The sequence below is a fragment of the Paenibacillus sp. FSL R5-0701 genome (assembly GCF_037973995.1).
Classification (GTDB): Bacteria; Bacillota; Bacilli; order Paenibacillales; family Paenibacillaceae; genus Paenibacillus.
Genome location: NZ_CP150230.1, coordinates 5619696 through 5639321, shown reverse-complemented (window position 1 = coordinate 5639321; position 19626 = coordinate 5619696). Strand labels below are relative to the sequence as shown.

The following is a 19626-nucleotide window of genomic DNA, read 5'->3' as shown; positions in this document are numbered from 1 at the left end:
GCCGTTTACGCTTGAGGAGGAGATATTCATGTCACATGTTGTCATTATTGCAGGATCACCTTCCAAACGTTCGCGTTTGACAGGTCTGACGGATTACAGCAGCCAGAAATTAACGGAGGCAGGCACCACCGTTGAAGTTATTCACGTTGTGGATCTGCCCGCTGACGATCTGGTGCAAGCCCGGTTTGACAGCTCATTCATTCGTGATGCACTTGCTGTCGTGGAAGCGGCGGATGCAGTTATTGTGGCTACACCGGTATACAAGGCATCGTACTCGGGAGTGCTCAAGCTGTTCCTGGATCTGATTCCGCAAGAAGGGTTACGGGGTAAGTTGATACTCCCACTCGTTATCGGTGGCTCTATTGCTCATCTGCTCGCCATTGATTATGCATTGAAACCTGTTCTGGCAGCCCTTGGTGGAAGACATATCTTGGGCGGAGTGTATGCTGTGGATAAGGGAATTGAACGATTGGATGATGGGAAATTTGTACTCTCGGCAGACGTTACCACACGTCTGGATCGCTCGCTGGATGAATTGATATTGACACTGGAAAAGGATGGGATTACGATATCGTAAAACCGAGTAAATATATTGGATAAATCAATATAAGATCAAACGTCTGCGGACGTGGATACGGAGGCGCTCATGAATATCGAGAATATTGAAGCATTTGTATATATCAATCATTATGGAAGCTTCAATAAGGCTGCCGAAGTACTCTTCTTGTCCCAACCTTCGGTCACAGCTCGCATTCAGTCACTGGAAAGGGAGCTGGGCTGCAAGTTGTTTGATCGGCTTGGCAAACAAATCGTGCTGACAGAGGAAGGTCGGAAATTCCTGCCATATGCGCAGCAAGTGCTGCAAGTGATTCAGAAGGGCAAGCAGAAGATTCAGCAGCGCCGGACAACACCGGATGCTCTGCGGCTTGGTAGTACAGTATCGGTATCCAACTATGTCATTCCCGATTTTCTACCCAAGATCAAGGAAGCTTACCCCGAAATTAATATTAAATTGACGACAGCAACGACGGATCAGCTGATTGCCAAACTGCTTGGTCAGGAGATCGATCTTGCTTTTGTGCGCAAGGTCATGCATCCTGCGATCCGTACGGTTGCTTTTTATGAAGATCCGATCCAGCTCTATGTGTACAAAGGGCATCCATTCATTGAGAGCGGGCATGTCAGCATGGAAGCCATCCGGAATGAGCAACTGGTCTTTTTCGAATGTGGTTCACTGGACTGGCTTCGCATTCACCGGGCTTTCGACTCGCTGGAACATCCGCCGAATATTACATATCATGTTGATAATTCGGAGACGGCGAAGAAACTGGTTATGCAAGGGGCAGGCATTGCCTTTCTCCCAGGACTCACGGTGAAGAAGGAAGTGCAGAATCAGGAGTTGTTCCCCATTCAGGTACATGAGGTGGCTGGTGTATCGTTGCAGATCAGCGTCGTCACGTTAAAAGAAGAATATTCGCCATTGGCAGAGCCCTTCGGGGAACTGCTGCGAAAGTTATAGAGCGTCTAACGATGAATCTGACTTTTACACCAAAACGGAGAGTGCAGAACCAATCTGAAGAAGCGAAGCGTGCGCATTTATCAACAGATTTTTCCCTTGAACCAAGGGAGTAAAGAAAATCTGGGGATAAGAGTGATCGGAAGATGGTACTGCAATCGGAGTGATAAAGTGTAACATCTCCAGTTCAACTTAATAGTGATTCAAGAATAGTGGTTCAGCACAATCAAGGAGGAGAAGGATATGAGTATTCGTGTTGGCATTTTGGATCAGACTCCCATCTATGAAGGGGAAACGGCGGTGGATGCTTTTCGGCATACGATTGAGCTTGCACAGCGGGCAGAGCAGCTTGGATTCCATCGATTCTGGGTGTCGGAGCACCATGATTCAGGGCATGTTGCAGGTTCCTCCCCGGAGGTACTCATCTCCCACTTGCTTGCGCATACAAAGCGGATTCGGCTGGGGTCTGGCGGAGTAATGCTCCAGCATTACAGTCCATACAAAGTCGCCGAGAATTTCAATATCCTCGCAGCGCTTGGACCAGGAAGAGTTGACCTGGGAATCGGCCGTGCACCAGGCGGGTTACCACGTTCGACACAGGCGTTGCAGGAAGGTATTCAGGAAGCCGCATCTCTTCAAGAGAAAATCGTTCAGGTGAAACGATACATCCACAATGAGCCGCTTGAAGATCAGTCGCATCCACTTGCAGGTCTCAGCGCTTCGCCTGTGTCCGACATTCCAGCGGAGCTGTACGTACTTGGAGCAAGTGTTGATAGTGCAGGGATGGCTGCGGAACTGGGACTCCCATATGTCTTTTCGCTGTTCATTAACAGTAATATAGAGGTAGCGCTTCAAGCGATCCGTGTATATCGTGAACAATTTGATCGTTCCCAGGGACGAGAGCCTTATGCTGCACTGGCCATATCGTTAATTGTGGCCGAAAGTGAGGAAGAAGCGGAAGGGCTTGCGAGCGAGCATATGCTGGTGAAGATTCATCTGGAGAGCGGTAAGGTGCTGACCGTCGGTTCTGTGGAACAGGCGGAAGAATTCGGCCGTCAATCAAACGAAACCTATCGGATCGAGATTCTGGAGCCAAGTGTGACCCGGGGTACGAAGGAAAGCGTAGGTCAGGCGCTGCTGAAGTTCCAGCAGGAGTTTGCTGTGGAAGAATTCATTGTGACTACAGCTACACGGGACTTTACCAAGCGAATTCGTTCATTCGAATTGTTGCGTGAGATTCTGGCAGAGCAGGGACTCAGTGAATTTGCACTGGAATCCAAGGAACAGGAAGCTGCAATCGGATAGAATTAGGCAGTGAATATAACAGTGAATATATACGAATGGGAGGCCATGTGATGAAAAGTGATCTGGAACAGCCCAAGCAGCATTCTGAGCAACAAGTACAGGGCCCCGAGCATGAACTGGACGGTGAACGGGCGGAAGAATTCGCGGAACGTTTAATCACCATTCGACGACATTTGCATCGTAACCCGGAATTGTCCGGCGAGGAAAAGGAGACGACAGTTGCCATTCGCGGTTGGCTGGAAGAGGAAGGCGTTCGTATTGCAGACGAATATGTGCTGCGGACAGGGCTTGTCGCTGAAGTGGGTCAAGGGGACGGTCCTGTTGTTGCCTTAAGAGCGGACATTGATGCGCTGCCCATTCAGGAAGAGACAAAGCTGGAATTTGCCTCCCAAGTAGATGGAAAGATGCACGCTTGCGGACATGACGTGCACACGGCAATTCTGATTGGTGCTGCACGATTACTGAAACAGCGCGAGTCCATTCTACCGGGAAAAGTACGGTTGATATTCCAGCCATCGGAGGAAAAAGCAACGGGTGCTCGGCAAGTGATCCAGACTGGCGCATTATCCGATGTTCGGGCGGTATTCGGGTTACATAACAAACCTGATCTCCAGGTAGGTACGGTGGGCATTCGGGAAGGCGCATTGATGGCAGCAGCAGACGGTTTTGTTGTCAAAGTGGAAGGTGTAGGCACCCATGCAGCCGTGCCTGAAGCCGGCATTGATCCAATCGTGGTTGCCGCACATATTGTTACGGCATTACAGGCCATTGTGAGTCGCAATGTGGGAGCACAGGAGAGTGCTGTAATCAGTGTCACCAAGCTCCACAGCGGCACAGCCTGGAACGTCATTCCGGATGAAGCGATACTCGATGGCACAGTGCGTACCTTTGATGAGAAAGTGCGTGCACGGATTCGCGAGCGTTTCAATCAGGTAGTCGCCGGTGTGGCAGCAGCTTATGGCACACGGGCTACGGTTCGCTGGATTCAGGGACACCTGCCGTGGTCAACGATGAGTCTCTCGCATCTGCGGCGGAGCAAGTTGCAAGTGAGATTGGATTGAATAGTGTTAGACCGCTACCTTCTCCAGCAGGTGAGGACTTCTCTTTTTATCAAAAAGAAGTTCCGGGCCTGTTCCTCTTCCTGGGCACCTCTGGCCCGCATGAGTGGCATCACCCTGGCTTTGATATGGATGAACGGGCTCTGCCGCTGGGAGCACATCTTCTGGCAGCACTGGCTGAACGGGCATTGCACAATGTGCAAGCACATCAGGAGTGAGGGACGCAGTTTATCCCTGGATCATATCCAGATCGAAACGGTTCCGTTCTGCGGCAACCGTTTTTCGTATTTGTTGAATCTTATCAGACGGTGTAATTATGGCTAGGGCTGGCGCAGAAGCGTCAGCTCTGTTTGAGTTTTCTTACAGGAAGAGCAGCTAAAGGTATTGTTAAATTTTATTTTTTTAATGGAAATATTTGTTGACGCTTCCCAAAAAGATGTGCTATATTTTTCTCGACGTTTAATCGTAATAATTACTATTAGATAAAAAAGGAGAACAGGAGTAGTCGCTGCGATGAAACAGGAGATCGATTTTATCAAGTTCAGTCCCACCCAAAACATGACGATTCTGGTTAAAACAGATCATGCAGCCGAGCAATACAGTCATATTGCTACCCGCCTAATGTCGTATGACAACGTTTACGCTGAGCAAGTGGGATTCATTGAACCAACGAGGAGACCGGAAGCTGCTTCTCATCTGGAAATGGCCGGAGGAGAGTTCTGTGGCAATGCCTGTATGGCACTTGCAGCACACCTCGCATCTGAAGCAGGACTGGCACATCAGGAATCTATGGATATCATGTTGGAGGTTTCCGGAACTGACCAATTGATCATGTGCCATGTGAAGAAACAGCAGAACGAATACGACTGCCAGGTAAGCATGCCGATTCCGAAGCAGATCGAACAACGAACAATCCGATACGAAGGCATCGAACTCGATATGGTGATCATCCGGTACGCTGAGTTCATCCATATCGTGATCGAAGTTGATGACTTCGACGATACGATGAAGAAGAGGGCACAGACCCTTGCAAGATTACTGGGACTAACCCTGGGGGATAAGCTGATTGGTATCTTGTTATATCAATCACACTTGGAAGAAATGGCCCCACTCATCTATGTTCCGGAGCTGGACAGTCTGATCTGGGAAAGAGGGTGTGGTTCGGGTACGGCCTCCGTAGGAGCGTATCTCGCATGGAGCCAGCAGAGAGGAATTACTCAGTACATCAAGCAGCCCGGTGGTGCAATCAAAGTGGTGGCCGAGTGGGATGGCGCAGAACTTGGGAGCATTACGATTGAGGGATCTGTTGGCATCGTGGCTCAGGGCAAAGCCTTCATAGATGCTCCAGCAGAATGGAGCGTTGTAAACGCATGAGGGACATGATACATGATCGAGACAACGTATAGGGGGAAAAGAAATGATCACATTGGTCCATTTTCAGACATGTTTGAGTGAATTTGCAGAGAAATTCGATAAGCTTGCGAACAAGTATGATCATACGATTCAGCATAGTGCAGAGCTTGAGGCTGTGATCAATGACTACTCCCGCTTTGTGACTGATCAGAACAATAAGGCAGCCTGGGAACAGTTGGAGCATTCGGAGTTGGAAGAACTGGATTCGCTTGTATGGCAGTTAAGAAATAAATCCGCCCAGTGTGTGGCGATCATGGAGAAATATCGTGCATTGAAGTTAGAGAACGGGGATGTGCAGATTGCCGATTATTTCAAAAATATAGAAGAGTGTATCGATAAAGAATTTGGTAGTTTCCATGTCACCTCCGATTCCAACGTATTGCTGGTAGGCTCCGGTTCATTCCCCATGACACCATTACTCATTGCCAAGCGAACAGGTGCACAGGTTGTCGGGATCGATATTGATGAAGAGTCCATTACACTCGGGCGAAAAGTGGTGGATACACTGGGTACGGGTTTGAAGATTCGTTTGGAGTCAACATTGCTGGAGGATCTGGATTATACCAGGGAAGCAACCCATATCATTTTCAGCTCTACGGTGGCCCCTAAATATGAGCTGCTTGATCAACTGCATGCCCTGACGAATGCGCAGGTGGTTGTAGCCATGAGATACGGTGATCAGTTGAAGTCCTTGTTCAATTATCCCATGAGAGAGACGGACAGCAACAAGTGGAAGCTGGTGGATACGATCCTGCGCCCGGATGATGTGTTCGATATTGCGTTGTATCAAAAAGCATAACCATCCAAGTCAATCCCGATGGAGTCCAGATTGAACTTTGAATATAGGAGGCATATATGAGTAATCTTCAGCGAATTCTGATACTCGGAACCGGACCTGCATCCATTCAGCTTGCGGCAACGCTCAAAGATCATCTCAACTGCAGTATAGGCATTGCGGGGAGACAATCGGTTCGTTCAGCATCCGTATTCTCAGCCCTTGAAGAGAACAATCAACGTATTCAGGTCAGCATTCAAAATGAGAAACATCAATCGCTCGCAGGTGAGTGTTACGTTGATCATGTGTTCAAGGGATATGACACCATTGAGGGTGAATGGGATACACTCATTTTGGCGGTTACCACCGATGCTTATATCGATGTATTGGAACAAATGAAAAATGAATTCATTAAACAACTGAAATGTATCATTTTGATTTCTCCAACGTTTGGGTCGAATCGACTCGTGACCCATTACATGAGAGAGCGGAATGCAGAGCCGGAAGTGATCAGCTTCTCCACCTACCTTGGAGATACCCGTTGGATGCACGAACATCCGTCCAATCATGTGATTACAACAGGGGTTAAGAAAAAGGTCTATATCGGTTCCACTCGTTACCCGTCTGAACAGGTCAGCAAGCTACGCCAAGTGTATGATCGTTTGGGTATTGTGCTGGAAGTGATGCGATCCCCACTGGAGGCGGAAACGAGAAATATCTCGTTGTACGTGCATCCACCCTTGTTCATGAATGACTTTTCATTAGAAGCCATCTTTGGAGATTCGGATATTCAGAAGTACGTATACAAGATGTATCCTGAAGGTCCGATTACACAAGTTTTGATACGGGAAATGCGGGCACAGTGGCAGGAGATTATGAATATTACGGACCGACTTGATATTCAGGGAGTCAACCTGCTTCAGTTCATGACGGATGACAACTATCCGGTTCGATTAGAGAGTATATCACGCCAGGATATCGAGAATTTCAATCAGCTGCAGGTCATTCATCAAGAGTATTTATTATACATACGGTACACCTCATTATTGATTGATCCATTCTCGGAACCCGATTCGGGAGGGAAATATTTCGACTTTTCAGCAGTCCCATTCCGTAAAACGTTTATGAACCGCGAAGGGGAATTGGACATTCCTCGTATGCCCAAGGAAGATTACTACCGCATCAAAATCATTCAGGGCATAGCCAGACACCTCGATGTGAGCTGTCCAACCATTGATCAATTTATCGCCAGGTATGAGGCGAAAATTCAGGAAGTGGTTGACGCACACCCGGACCAGCGCTTGTCCAATGCCTTTGTAATCCAATCCTTTGACGAGGATATTCGCATGATCTGCACCGGACTTGTAAGTAACAAGGTTTAATTACATCTCAAATTAATCAAGTTGAACCTGATGTTTACATCATAACGGAGAGTGTAGAACCAATCTGAAGAAGCGAAGCGGTCGCCTTTATCCCCAGATTTTCTCTATGGAAAAGAGAATCAAAAAAAATCTGGGGATAACAGCGATCGGAAGATGGTACTGCAATCGGAGTGGTCCGATGTAACCTACAAGGTCTGCTTGTAACTTAATCATCAGGAGGAAATGTTGTGAAAAAGGGTCTTACTTTTACATCCATACTATTGCTGGTGTCTGCCATTGCGCTGCTCGCCGGATGCGGACAGAGCCCAAAAGAGAAAGAGAGCGCACAAACGGAGCCTGCCAATAGCCAAGTACAAACGGAACTTATCTATGCTTCTGCCAAAGATATTAATGATATGAACCCTCATCTGTATACAGGCTCCATGCCTGCGCAAGGGATGGTATATGAGTCTCTGGTGGAAAACACCCCTGACGGAATCAAGCCATTGCTGGCTGAATCATGGGATATTTCCGAGGATGGCAAGACTTATACCTTTCATCTGCGACAAGATGTGAAATTCCATGATGGGGAGCCGTTCAACGCAGAGGCGGTTAAACAAAATATCGATGCAGTACAGGCAAATGCCGAAAAACATGCTTGGATCAAGCTGTCTACCAAAATCACGAGTGTAAAGGTAATCGATGAGCATACGGTGGAGCTGACGCTGTCGGAAGCCTATTATCCGGCACTGGTGGAATTGTCAATGACAAGACCTTACGTCTTCATATCACCCAAGGATTTCAAGGATGGTGGAACCAAAGACGGAGTAAGTGGTTTCCACGGCACAGGACCATACAAGCTTACTGCTCATAAAGTCGAAGAGAATGCCACGTTTGAAGCCAATGAAGACTATTGGGGTGGTGCACCTGCAATCAAGAAAATCACATCCAAGGTTCTTCCCGCAGGTGAAACGACATTCCTGGCACTACAAAAGGGAGAGATCAACTTTGTGTTCACCGATGACCGGGGAGCAGATAGTATCGATGTCGAAGCCATGGATCAATTGGCTGAATCTAGTGGTTATCAAGTGGTCCGAAGTGAAGCAATGAATACGAATATGATCGTAGCCAATAGCAGTCGCCAGAATAGTCCGGTTCAGGAAACGGCAGTGCGGGAAGCGTTATGGGTGGGCATTGATCGGGAAACGATCAGTAAAGATATTTTCAACGGAACGCAGACTGTAGCGGACACGCTATTTTCAGCCAATGTCAATTACGCCAAGGTAGACCTGAAGAAACGGGAGTATGATCCGGAATTGGCTAAAAATCTTCTGGACCAAGCTGGCTGGACATTGGCAGATGGTGGAGGGGTGAGAACGAAGAACGGTCAGCCTTTAGCCATGAAATTATACTATGACAGCAACTCGTCTTCACAGAAAATACAGGCCGAATTGATCCAGTACTCCATGAAAGAATTGGGAATTCAGCTTGAAATCTTGGGCGAAGAGTCCACTTCCATTGCGAATCGGAGAGCCACCGGGGAATATGACCTGCTCTTTAATCAAACCTGGGGGCTGGCCTATGATCCACAGAGTACCATTGCTGCATTTACGTCTGATTCAGCATACAAACATACGACAAGCGGAATTGCCGAAGCAGATGAACTATATCAGAAAATCGATGCGGTTATGGTCTCCACGGATGAGGCTTCACGCCAATCCCTGTATGCTGACATTATGAAGATCGTCCATGATGAAGCAGTCTTCATCCCGATTACCAACGGGCGTGTCACCGTAGTCGCTCCTGAGAATCTTGATGGAATCTCATTCAAACAGACCCAATATGAACTACCTTTTGAAAAAATGAATTTTAAATAGAGCGGAGATGGCTATGGGAAGTTATATCGTCAAAAGGATTCTGTTAACCATCCCTTTACTGATTATCATTTCATTTATAACGTTTGTTCTGATTAATCTATCTCCCTTGGACCCGGCGGTTGTGGTGTTACAGGCACAGGAAGTTCCGCAGATCACAGAGGAATTAATTGCCCAGACGAACAAGGCATTGGGGTTCGATCAGCCGTTCATGATCCAGTATGTGAACTGGATCATGGCTGTTGTGCAGTTGGACTTTGGTAACTCTTATGTATCTGGTGAACCCGTATGGTCATTGATGGGGCCGGCTTTTATGAACACATTGAAGTTAACGCTTGTCTCATCGGTATTCATTATTGCGCTGTCCATCCTGCTGGGTGTGATCTGTGCCATGAGAGAAGGCAAGCTGCTGGATCGATCGGTCAGAGGTGTATCATTTTTCCTTACCGCCATGCCATCCTACTGGCTTGCAGCCATGATGATCTGGTATTTTTCCGTCAAGCTGGACCTGTTACCTACTAGTGGCATGGACTCGTATCGAAGCTACATTCTGCCGGTGATTGTAATCACGGTGAGTTATACGGGCATTTACTTCCGAACGGTTCGAAGTTCCATGCTGAGCAATATGAATGAGGACTATGTGTTATATGCACGGGCAAGTGGTCTGAGTGAGAAGAAAGTTACTCTGCATATTCTAAGAAATTCATTACAGGTGGCTGTGTCCATCTTTTGCATGGCGATCCCGATTGTACTAGGCAGTACGGTAGTCATCGAAAATGTATTTGCCTGGCCGGGACTCGGTAGGCTCAGTGTAAAATCCATTTTAAGCAGGGATTTTCCGATTATTCAGGCGTATGTTCTGATGTTGGCTGTAACCTTTGTCTTATTTAACACGTTATCCGACATCATTAATGCGGCGATGAATCCTCGTTTGAGAAAGGAATTCTGATGCGAATATTGAAAAATCTGAGCAAAGACAAGCTGGCCATGACCTCTTTGATGGTAATTATCGTCATGATTATAGCGGGCATTTTCGCCCCTCTTATTGCGCCGCATGATCCTGGACAAGTGAATATGAAGCTTCGTTATGCCTCCTCATCCTGGGATTATCTATTAGGCAATGATCATCTGGGCAGATGTGTATTATCCCGGCTTATCTATGGTATCCGTCCAAGTGTGTTATGGGTTTTGGTTGCGTTAAGTCTGTCTGTTCTGATCGGGGCCATTGTTGGATTCATCGCAGGGTACTTCAAGGGGAAAGTGGATGCGTGGATCATGAGAGTCTGTGACATTATGCTGTCTTTCCCCGGATACGTGATGACACTGGCGGTGGTCGGTATTCTGGGTGCAGGACTGGAGAATATTTTGATTGCCTTTGTGTGGATGAAATGGGCCTGGTTTGCTCGTGTTATTCGAACATCTGTGATGCAATTCTCCGATATGGATTATGTAAAATTCGCCAAAGCCTCCGGCACACCCAATCTGAGAATTATAACCAAACATATTGTTCCAGTTACCTTTGCCGATATTGCTGTCATTGCCAGTGGTTCCATGTGTTCGATGATGTTGCAGATCTCCGGCCTTTCCTTTCTGGGGCTTGGAATCCAGGCTCCGCATGCGGAGTGGGGGATGATGCTCAATGAGGCGAGGGAAGTCATGTTCTCCAGACCTGAATTGATGTTGGCACCAGGCCTGGCCATTGTGGTGGTGGTGTCTGCTTTTAATTTTCTATCGGATGCCCTTCAAGTGGCTCTGGACCCCAAATTGATGACCTCTCAAGGTAAGTCTGACAAGTCTTACGAAAGTGAGGTGAGAAAGACGGCTTATGAATATAGTCGAGGTTGAACATTTGAAAGTATGGGATACCAATACAGGTAAAGTGATCATTCATAACAGTTCATTCGAAGTTAAGCAGGGAAGCTGTATGGCCATCGTGGGGGAAAGTGGTAGCGGGAAGTCCGTTACGTGCAGGGCTATCATGCGACTGAACAAGCCATGGATTCGCCAATCGGGCACAATGTTATTTCAGGGCGAAGACCTGAACCAGCTTTCGGAACCGGAGATGCGGCGTAAGCGGGGCAAACATCTGTGTATGATTTTGCAGAATGGCATGAGTGCATTTGATCCCTCCTGTGTCATTGGTGTCCATATTCGGGAGACGCTTCAGCAGCATTTTGGCTGGAACACCCGCGAGATTGAGCGAAAAATCATCAATGCCATGGAAAGCGTCATGCTCAGACATCCGCGCGAGATTCTGAATCAATATCCACATCAGCTGTCCGGTGGGATGCTGCAACGAATCATGATTGCACTGGCATTGGTGCTTGAGCCCGATCTCATTATTGCGGATGAGCCGACAACGGCGCTGGATACGATCTCCCAATATGAAGTGGTGGAGCAATTGATTCAATTACGCGAACGCATGGGCTGTTCCATGATGTTCATCTCCCATGATCTCGGCGTCGTTCAGAAGATTGCAGATGACGTGATGGTCATGAAAGACGGCAAGATCGTCGAGCGTGGTAGCATGCATTCTGTTTTGACAGAGCCGGAGCATGCCTATACGAAGTATCTGGTCTCTACCCGATTGGAGCTGAGCAATCATTTTAAGGCGTTGATGCAGGAGGACTTATAGATGCTAAAGGTGGAAGGTATTGAAAAATCATATAGCCAAGGCGGACTGTTCTCCAAGCACAAACAACAGGTGTTGAAACAAGTTACTTTTGAATGCCGGCATGGCGAATGTCTGGGCATCATCGGTGAAAGCGGAAGCGGCAAATCGACGTTGGGCCGTATGATCCTGGGCATTGAACGGGCGGATCGTGGAACGATCTCGCTGGATGGTAAAGACGTACAGGATCGACGTGTACGGATGGGTAACCTCAGCGCCGTTTTTCAAAATTATACGTCATCCATCAATCCATTTCTTAATGTGGAAGCTGCCATTATGGAACCTATGCAAGCGCAGCAGAAGCTACGGAAGGATCAGGGCAACTCAGAAAAGGTAGATCTGTTGCTGAATCAAGTTGGACTGGACCCTTCCTATAGATCCAAATATCCGCATGAACTATCCGGCGGGGAGGCTCAGAGAGTGTGCATTGCCAGGGCCATCTCGACAGCCCCAAAACTTATCGTGTTCGATGAAGCGATCAGCTCACTGGACGTGTCTGTTCAGATTCAGGTACTGCAATTGTTGAAAGAGCTTAAGGAAATCTACAAGCTGAGCTATGTCTTTATCACGCATGATATACAGGCGGCAGCTTATATCTGTGACAGGGTTATCATTTTCAGAGAGGGTCAGATTGAAGAGATCGTTCCTATTGAGCAGCTAAAGGATGTTCAGTCAGACTATGCGAAGAAATTATTGAAGCATTTAATTACATTTTAGGGGGAACACCCATTGTGAGTGGAGCGATGTCTTGGCCTTTTCTACGCTTGTACATACTGGTTCTTCTGTATTTTAGTGCCAATGCCATTCTTAACGTGATCATCCCATTGCAAGGGGCGTCTTTGGGCGCGAGCGGTACAACGATTGGACTGATCATGGGCGCTTATATGTTCACAACCATGTTTTTCAGACCCTGGGCAGGTCGGATTATTCAAAAGCACGGTCCGATCAAAATATTGCGTTTGATTCTGATCATCAATGGATTTGCGCTGATTTTATATACCTTTACGGGACTCGGAGGTTATTTGGTTGCTCGTATTTTACAAGGTGTATCAACAGCGTTCTTCTCCATGGCCTTGCAGATTGGCATTATTGATGCTCTTCCGGAGAAAGATCGGTCACAGGGAATTTCGTATTATTCGTTGTTCAGTTATATACCGGGGATCGTGGGGCCTGTAATCGCGTTAGGAATCTGGCAGACGGGTGGTATGGATTATTTTACAGTGGTTCTGATCGGCATTGCCGTCTGTACGGGCGTCTTCGGATATACCGCCAAAATGGAACCAAGCAAAGAGCAATCTGCTGAGAATCTTTCGGAGCAGAACGTGAGTATGTGGGAATCCTTTGCTCAGTTGGTGAAAAATCCGTTTCTGTTTCGATGCAGTGTATTGATGCTTGCGGCTTCCGTTGTATTTGGTGCAATTACAACTTTTATTCCGCTGTATGCGAGCCAAGTACCAAATGGGAATGCGGGTGTGTATCTGATGCTTCAGGCCGGGACGGTTGTGCTGGCTCGAATCATGCTCCGGAAAAGGATTCCTTCTGATGGGAGATGGCATTCTCCTTTTATCATGGGTACCCTGTTTCTTTTGGCCGTTGCTGCCCAATGTGTGAGTTTTTCGGTGACAGGAGGCGTAGTCTTTTTCTATGTCGGGGCTATATTCATGGGCATTGCTCAAGCCATTCTGTATCCGACGCTCACGACCTATTTGTCTTTTGTGTTGCCTAAGCTGAACCGGAACGTCCTGATCGGGTTATTTATCGCGATGGCTGATCTGGGGATTTCTCTGGGTGGTGTGATTATGGGACCCGTCGCTGACTTCTCTTCCTATTCATTTATGTACATGATCTGTGCTATCCTAGGAGCGGTAATGATCGTTTTTGCCTATGAACGGCGAAGACCCGTGACAGGTACATCTGTGAGTTGACTGCCAGGAGAGAAAGTGGTGACGAACGTTTGAAGGCTTCAATGACAGCAACATCCAATGGAAAATTAAATCCGGTATCCTTTTCGTTTATCCGGTTTTATATGCTGGCCTTTTTATTTTTTGCGGCAAATTCAGCTTTGACGATTATTCTGCCTCTGAGAAGCGAAGCCGCTGGATTGAATCAGGCTGAGATTGGTCTGATGATGGGGGCATATATGTTCACCTGTATGCTCTTGAGACCTTTTGCAGCGCAGCTGCTGGGTAAGCATGGGCCGCTTCGAGTGATGCAATGGCTGTTGCTTTTGCATGCGGGAACGCTGCTGCTGTTTGTTGTTTTTGGTGTGGAGACGTATCTGTGGTTGCGGGCCCTGCAAGGGGTAGCTACGGCCTTTTTCTCCATGACGATGCAGGCAGGCATTGTGGAAAAGCTGGAGGACAAAGACCGGGCACAGGGGCTGTCCATGTACACCCTGTTTACGATGGTTCCTTCTCTGGTCATTCCGATCCTCGCCATACAAATCTGGGAAAATGCCAGTGATCTGGCGTTTACGCTGCTGATGATCGGACTGGCGGCGCTGCCACTTCTGATTGGATATAATGTGGATTTGCCGCGGAGTACCGTGCAGAACAAATCGTACACCTTGGGCGATATGTTTCGTTCATTCGGCGGCATCTGGCGCAGTACGCCACTGCTGATTAGCAGTGTGGTGATGTTGTTTGCGTCCTGCGTCTTTGGGGCGACAGCGACCTTTCTTCCCCTGTATATGGTATCCACCGGAATGGCGAGTGCAGGGGTATTTCTGACGATACAGGGATTGGTTGTGATCCTGTGCAGGTTTATTTTGCGCAAAAAAATTCCGTCCGACGGTAGCTGGAATACCTGGCTGATGGCAGGGTTAATGCTGTGTGCAGCACTGGGTACCCAATTACTCAGCTTAATGGAGATCATCGGGCCATTGGTGTATCTCTCCGCGGTGTTCAGCGGCTTTGCCCTGGCACTGTTGTACCCGACATTAACCACATATCTGTCTTTTGTGCTGCCTGCGGATTCCAGATATGTACTCATGGGGATCTTCATGTCCTCGTATGACCTCGGATTCTCTCTGGGAGGACTTGCGATGGGATTCATTGTACAGGTGAGTTCTTATTCGACCATGTTTATGATCTGCACGTTGCTCTCTATTGCGGCTATGCTTCTGGTGTTGATGTTCAGGCAACGGATGGAAGCGGGGAATAAGGCTACATCTGTGGTGTCTGTATAAATTGAACTAAAGAACATTTACACGGATCACTTCAATTTCTAATTTATATTGATATAGTCCGCTGTCTAGCCTATCCCGCATGTATTGCGAACATTTACAGAGGAGGTTTATGACTCACTTCTTGCCAAAACGTATCCTCAGGATGCGAAAGTGCAAGGGCCGGTCATGAGCCTTTTTTTTGTTTTTTTGCAGCTTGAATCAAAAATAGTTTGACAACGACCGTCCAACAGGATTATAGTCATTATTATTAATCGTAATAATTACTATTAAGATCTGAATTACACAGACTGCACATATAAGGAGTAGAGATCTATGACACAAAAGCAAGTTCCGGTAACCGTACTGAGTGGTTACCTCGGTTCAGGGAAAACGACGGTTTTGAATCATGTGTTGAACAACAGACAGGGGCTTAAGGTTGCCGTAATCGTCAACGACATGAGTGAGGTGAACATTGATGCTGCGCTGGTCAAGGGGGAGGCAACCTTGTCTCGTACTGAAGAGAAGTTGGTGGAACTGTCCAACGGCTGTATCTGCTGCACCTTGCGGGATGATCTGATGCAAGAGATTGAGAAGCTGGTGAACGAAGGCAAGTATGACTATATTTTGATCGAATCCACCGGAATCAGTGAACCTGTTCCAGTTGCACAGACCTTTACATACGCCGATGAGGAGTCGGGTATTGATCTGACTCGCCTGGCCCGATTGGATTGTCTGGTAACGGTGGTGGATGCCAATCGATTCTGGCATGATTTTGGATCAGGACAGAGTCTTCTGGATCGTAACCAGGCGACCGGAGATGAGGACACCCGTGACGTCGTAGACTTGTTGATCGATCAGATCGAAACCTGTGATGTACTGCTGCTGAACAAATGTGATCTGGTCGATGAAACCGAGCTGAACAAGCTCGAAGGTATCATCCGCAAGTTACAGCCTAACGCCAAGATCATTCGGACCGAGAATGGACAGGTGAATCCGTCTGAGATTCTGAATACAGGCCGCTTTGATTTCGAGAAGGTGAGCATGTCCGCTGGATGGATTCAGGAACTGGAGAAGGAGTCGCACACACCGGAAACCGAGGAATATGGCATTGGTTCCTTCGTATATCGCCGCAGAAAGCCATTCCATCCTTCCCGTCTGGCTGAGTTCATGAGTTACTGGCCGGAAGAAGTGGTACGTGCCAAAGGTTTGGTATGGCTCGCGGCTGAAGGGGACGTTGCTGCAAGCCTCAGTCAGGCAGGGCCATCCATTCAGTTCGGTCCTGCGGGACATTGGGTCGCGGCGTTGCCAGAAGCGGACAAAGAAGAGATTTTACGTAACGAACCGGATGTTCTGGAGAAATGGGATGCCCAGTGGGGAGATCGTCAGACGGAACTTGTCATGATTGGGATCGAAATGGAGCGTGAGAGCATTGAAGACGAGCTGGACCAGTGCCTGCTTAGTGATGAAGAAATGCTGGCTGACTGGGGCCATTTCGACAATCCGCTGCCATGGCCTGTGGAAGTCGTATAACTCGGAAGATGATGTTTGCATTGGGAGTAGCGTTGTATAAGCACATCTATATAAATTGAAATAAACATTTACACAAAACGGAGAGGACAGAAAGAACCTGAAGAAGCGGAGCGTTCGCCTACAAGCTTTCTGCAAGAAAGCTACATCGGAAGCATACGCTATCCCCGGATTTACCCTTTGTAAAAGGAATCAAAAAAATCTGGGGATAACAGCGATCGGAAGGTTGTTCTGTCATCGGAGTGTGCAGTGTAAATATTCTTTAGTTCAATTTATATAGATAAATAAACATAAATTCAATGGATAAAGGAGCTGTCATTCATGGCTAAAAAATCTAAAGTGGTACGTGAGAAGCAACGTCAGGCAATCGTGGCAAAATATGCGGACCTGCGCCGGGAGTTGAAGGAAAAAGGGGATTATGAAGCATTGCAGAAATTGCCGCGTAATGCATCTCCGACCAGACTAAAGAACCGTTGTGAAGTGACAGGCCGCCCGCGGGGTTATCTACGTAAGTTCAAGGTGTCTCGGATTAAATTCCGTGAATTGGCTCATCAAGGACAGATTCCTGGTGTAACGAAATCCAGTTGGTAAAATGATCAAGGGTGTATTTGGCTGAAAGGATGTGCATCTTCATGCTGGACTCGTTTACGTTACGAAGAATTCAGTCCGTAATGAACGGATATATTCACGAGAAGGTTCCTGCGCCACTACGTACGATGGTGAAGTTGACATATGAGATGAATGACAATGAATTGATCTTGACCGAAGAAAGACCCGCCGAGGAACGGTATCAATGGGACAAGATGCATATTGCCCGATTTTACTGGGAAGAAAATCAGTGGAAAGTGTATGCCAGAGATGAACAGAGCAGCTGGAATCCGGTAGATGTTATTACACCTTGTTCCGATTTTGAGAATGTTCTCGAGCAGGTGGAACGGGATGAGGCTGGACTGTTCTGGCGTACATGAGCGAGTTCAAAGATAACCACATGCAGTGGCTATCTTTGGACTTTTTTTGTGTCCAAGAAACATTGAAGCAAAGAGAGGGCTATTCTTTTGGTCTTTCTTCCTTAATGGGCAAAAGAATAAATAAAATCTGTTTTGCAATAAAAATTTATTGTAAAACGATAAATATTATGATAAATTCATATCACTTAAAACAAGTGAGGTGCTTTTTGTGAAGCGAGGTACAACCATCTTTTTAAAATTGGCTGTGTTTCTTATTGGTGCTCCCATTCTTGCCTTATGTATATTCGGCATACCCTGGTTAGCAAATAACCCGGTGAATCCGAATTATGCAGGTGCACTATACCCCATAGTGATTATTATGTATGTGTCCGTTATTCCGTTTATTGTTGCACTGTACCAGGCATTTCGTCTGCTGAGCTACATCGACAAAAATGAAGCGTTCTCTCTAATGTCAGTGAAATCCTTAAAAACAATAAAATATTGTGCTATTGTAATCAGTAGTCTCTATTTTGTGATGTTGCCATTTGTTTATGTTGTCGCAGAGAAAGATGATGCCCCAGGCCTCATTCTTATGGGGATGGTTCCTGTTTTTGCTTCATTGGTCATTGCAGTATTTTCCGCTGTGCTCCAAAGATTGTTACAGGAAGCGATTGATATCAAATCAGAAAATGACCTAGTGGTCTGAGGTGAATATATGGCCATTATAATCAATATTGATGTGATGTTGGCAAAGCGGAAAATGACGGTTACCGAGCTTGCAGAGAGAGTTGAGATCACGATCGCCAATATTTCCATATTAAAAACAGGAAAAGCAAAAGCGATCCGTTTATCCACTCTGGATGCGATCTGTAAAGCACTGGATTGTCAGCCTGGAGATATATTGGAATATAAGGCTGACGAGGACGAAGATACGAATGAGCATTTATAAAAGTGACCGACGAAGACTCTGCATGTTGTATGCAGAGTCTTCTTTTACGTCGTCTTGATCAAGGAATACGTCCCGTGCCCTATAACGAATGATTGTGCATCATACGGAATTGCATAGGTGTTACGTTTTCCTGGGTTTTAAAACAGCGGATGAAGTAGCTTGACTGTGAAAATCCCGTTTCCAGCGTAATTTGTTTAATGGAAAGGTTGGTTGTTGCGAGCAGCTGTTTCGCATGTAATAACCTGGATTCCAAGAGGAATTCCGGGAAGGAGATGCCAAACGTCTGACTGAATTTGCGGCTAAAGTATGTTGTACTGTATCCGGCAATCCCGGCAGCATGGTCAAGTGTGATGTGCTCATTACTATGAGAGCGAATATAATTCCCTGCTTCACGAATTCGCTCTGAAGTGTGATTTAAAGAAACATTGATTTGACTCGCTGCGGATTGCAATCGGGTCAGAAGCTCATAGAGTGTAGCTGCCACACTATGCTCGTCCTCCACTTGATAGCCTCTGCCTAGCTCCAGTAATCGATCCATGAGCGCGGTAACCACCGGAAAGTTGGAACACTGAAACAACCAGGGCTCGTCAACGCCTTTCCCATTTAACAGTTCTTCGAGACGAACACCGTAAAAATGAATCCAACGAATGCTCCAAGGATCATCTAAATCTGAGTAGTACGTTTGTCTGAGACCGGGACCATAGAGGAATCCTTGCCCACGCATTAGCTCATAACAAGCGGTTCCCGTGTCCAGAAATCCTTTACCGTCCAGGACAAGGTGCAGGTTATAACATTGATCCAAGTTAATTTCAGTGGTGCCATATTCTCGATGCACATGATGTTTCGGAAAATCACTGTACCCTCCAATAAAATCGGGAAAGCATACATGTCTGGGGAAAACCGGCTTGGGGAGAAAGATGTGTTCTTTCACGTGCATCCTCCATTTAAACGCAATATTTTTATGTAGTGAACTGAAATAGATTCAGCCTACTGTTATTTGAATCTTAGGCAATGACAATATTTTATTATAAGTCGCATAATCTTGTCATTTATTATATGTGAAG

At 46.8% G+C, this 19626-nt stretch carries 19 protein-coding genes and 1 pseudogene; 19 read left to right on the top strand and 1 reads right to left on the bottom strand.

Features of this window, described 5'->3' with window-relative positions:
• The first annotated feature begins 28 nt into the window (after positions 1-28).
• The 19 genes and pseudogenes from ssuE to MKZ13_RS24855 all read left to right on the top strand — a co-directional run bounded on the left by ssuE (position 29) and on the right by MKZ13_RS24855 (position 18562).
• The gene (gene ssuE / locus MKZ13_RS24945; RefSeq protein ID WP_339179049.1) at positions 29-577 is read left to right on the top strand and encodes an NADPH-dependent FMN reductase; all 549 of its coding nucleotides are present in this window, start codon (positions 29-31) and stop codon (positions 575-577) included.
• Positions 578-646: 69 nt separating this feature from the next.
• Entirely contained in the window at positions 647-1519 is an 873-nt protein-coding gene (locus tag MKZ13_RS24940) for a LysR family transcriptional regulator (RefSeq protein ID WP_145325170.1), read from the top strand.
• 240 nt (positions 1520-1759) lie between these two features.
• Positions 1760-2821 (top strand): LLM class flavin-dependent oxidoreductase, encoded by a 1062-nt coding sequence (locus MKZ13_RS24935; RefSeq protein WP_036673426.1) that lies wholly within the window; start codon positions 1760-1762, stop codon positions 2819-2821.
• Between the two features lie 50 nt (positions 2822-2871).
• Positions 2872-4097 (top strand): annotated as a pseudogene (locus tag MKZ13_RS24930) (amidohydrolase).
• A 295-nt stretch (positions 4098-4392) separates the two neighbouring features.
• Complete coding sequence (locus MKZ13_RS24925) at positions 4393-5253, top strand: diaminopimelate epimerase (RefSeq protein WP_339179045.1); 861 nt, start codon at positions 4393-4395, stop codon at positions 5251-5253.
• A 43-nt stretch (positions 5254-5296) separates the two neighbouring features.
• Complete coding sequence (locus MKZ13_RS24920; RefSeq protein ID WP_221820963.1) at positions 5297-6091, top strand: SAM-dependent methyltransferase; 795 nt, start codon at positions 5297-5299, stop codon at positions 6089-6091.
• A 56-nt stretch (positions 6092-6147) separates the two neighbouring features.
• The gene (locus MKZ13_RS24915; RefSeq protein WP_339179041.1) at positions 6148-7449 is read left to right on the top strand and encodes an opine metallophore biosynthesis dehydrogenase; all 1302 of its coding nucleotides are present in this window, start codon (positions 6148-6150) and stop codon (positions 7447-7449) included.
• A 227-nt stretch (positions 7450-7676) separates the two neighbouring features.
• Positions 7677-9305 carry a nickel ABC transporter substrate-binding protein gene (nikA, locus tag MKZ13_RS24910; protein ID WP_339179038.1) on the top strand — a complete coding sequence of 543 codons (1629 nt, stop codon included), beginning with the start codon at positions 7677-7679 and terminating at the stop codon, positions 9303-9305.
• Positions 9306-9318: 13 nt separating this feature from the next.
• Positions 9319-10251: a nickel/cobalt ABC transporter permease gene (opp1B, locus tag MKZ13_RS24905; protein WP_133387061.1), complete on the top strand. Its 933-nt coding sequence runs from the start codon at positions 9319-9321 to the stop codon at positions 10249-10251.
• Entirely contained in the window at positions 10251-11147 is an 897-nt protein-coding gene (gene opp1C, locus MKZ13_RS24900; protein WP_145325175.1) for a nickel/cobalt ABC transporter permease, read from the top strand. Before opp1B ends, opp1C begins: the two co-directional genes overlap by 1 nt.
• Positions 11128-11937, top strand: coding sequence for an ABC transporter ATP-binding protein (locus tag MKZ13_RS24895; RefSeq protein ID WP_221820960.1), 810 nt, complete (start codon positions 11128-11130; stop codon positions 11935-11937). Before opp1C ends, MKZ13_RS24895 begins: the two co-directional genes overlap by 20 nt.
• Complete coding sequence (locus tag MKZ13_RS24890; protein ID WP_339179032.1) at positions 11938-12690, top strand: ABC transporter ATP-binding protein; 753 nt, start codon at positions 11938-11940, stop codon at positions 12688-12690.
• Positions 12691-12704: 14 nt separating this feature from the next.
• Positions 12705-13898 carry an MFS transporter gene (locus tag MKZ13_RS24885; protein ID WP_221820958.1) on the top strand — a complete coding sequence of 398 codons (1194 nt, stop codon included), beginning with the start codon at positions 12705-12707 and terminating at the stop codon, positions 13896-13898.
• 41 nt (positions 13899-13939) lie between these two features.
• Complete coding sequence (locus MKZ13_RS24880) at positions 13940-15160, top strand: MFS transporter (RefSeq protein WP_339179028.1); 1221 nt, start codon at positions 13940-13942, stop codon at positions 15158-15160.
• 312 nt (positions 15161-15472) lie between these two features.
• Entirely contained in the window at positions 15473-16669 is a 1197-nt protein-coding gene (locus tag MKZ13_RS24875) for a GTP-binding protein (protein WP_339179025.1), read from the top strand.
• Between the two features lie 318 nt (positions 16670-16987).
• Positions 16988-17257: a 30S ribosomal protein S14 gene (gene rpsN, locus MKZ13_RS24870; RefSeq protein ID WP_036605831.1), complete on the top strand. Its 270-nt coding sequence runs from the start codon at positions 16988-16990 to the stop codon at positions 17255-17257.
• Between the two features lie 41 nt (positions 17258-17298).
• The gene (locus MKZ13_RS24865; protein ID WP_169480557.1) at positions 17299-17634 is read left to right on the top strand and encodes a DUF3024 domain-containing protein; all 336 of its coding nucleotides are present in this window, start codon (positions 17299-17301) and stop codon (positions 17632-17634) included.
• 208 nt (positions 17635-17842) lie between these two features.
• Positions 17843-18319: a DUF2975 domain-containing protein gene (locus MKZ13_RS24860; protein WP_221820956.1), complete on the top strand. Its 477-nt coding sequence runs from the start codon at positions 17843-17845 to the stop codon at positions 18317-18319.
• Between the two features lie 9 nt (positions 18320-18328).
• On the top strand, positions 18329-18562 hold the full coding sequence (locus MKZ13_RS24855) for a helix-turn-helix transcriptional regulator (protein ID WP_076211193.1): 234 nt from the start codon (positions 18329-18331) through the stop codon (positions 18560-18562).
• Positions 18563-18641: 79 nt separating this feature from the next.
• On the opposite strand, the gene MKZ13_RS24850 is transcribed toward MKZ13_RS24855, so the two are convergent.
• Entirely contained in the window at positions 18642-19397 is a 756-nt protein-coding gene (locus MKZ13_RS24850; protein WP_339179019.1) for an AraC family transcriptional regulator, read from the bottom strand.
• Positions 19398-19626: the final 229 nt, after the last annotated feature.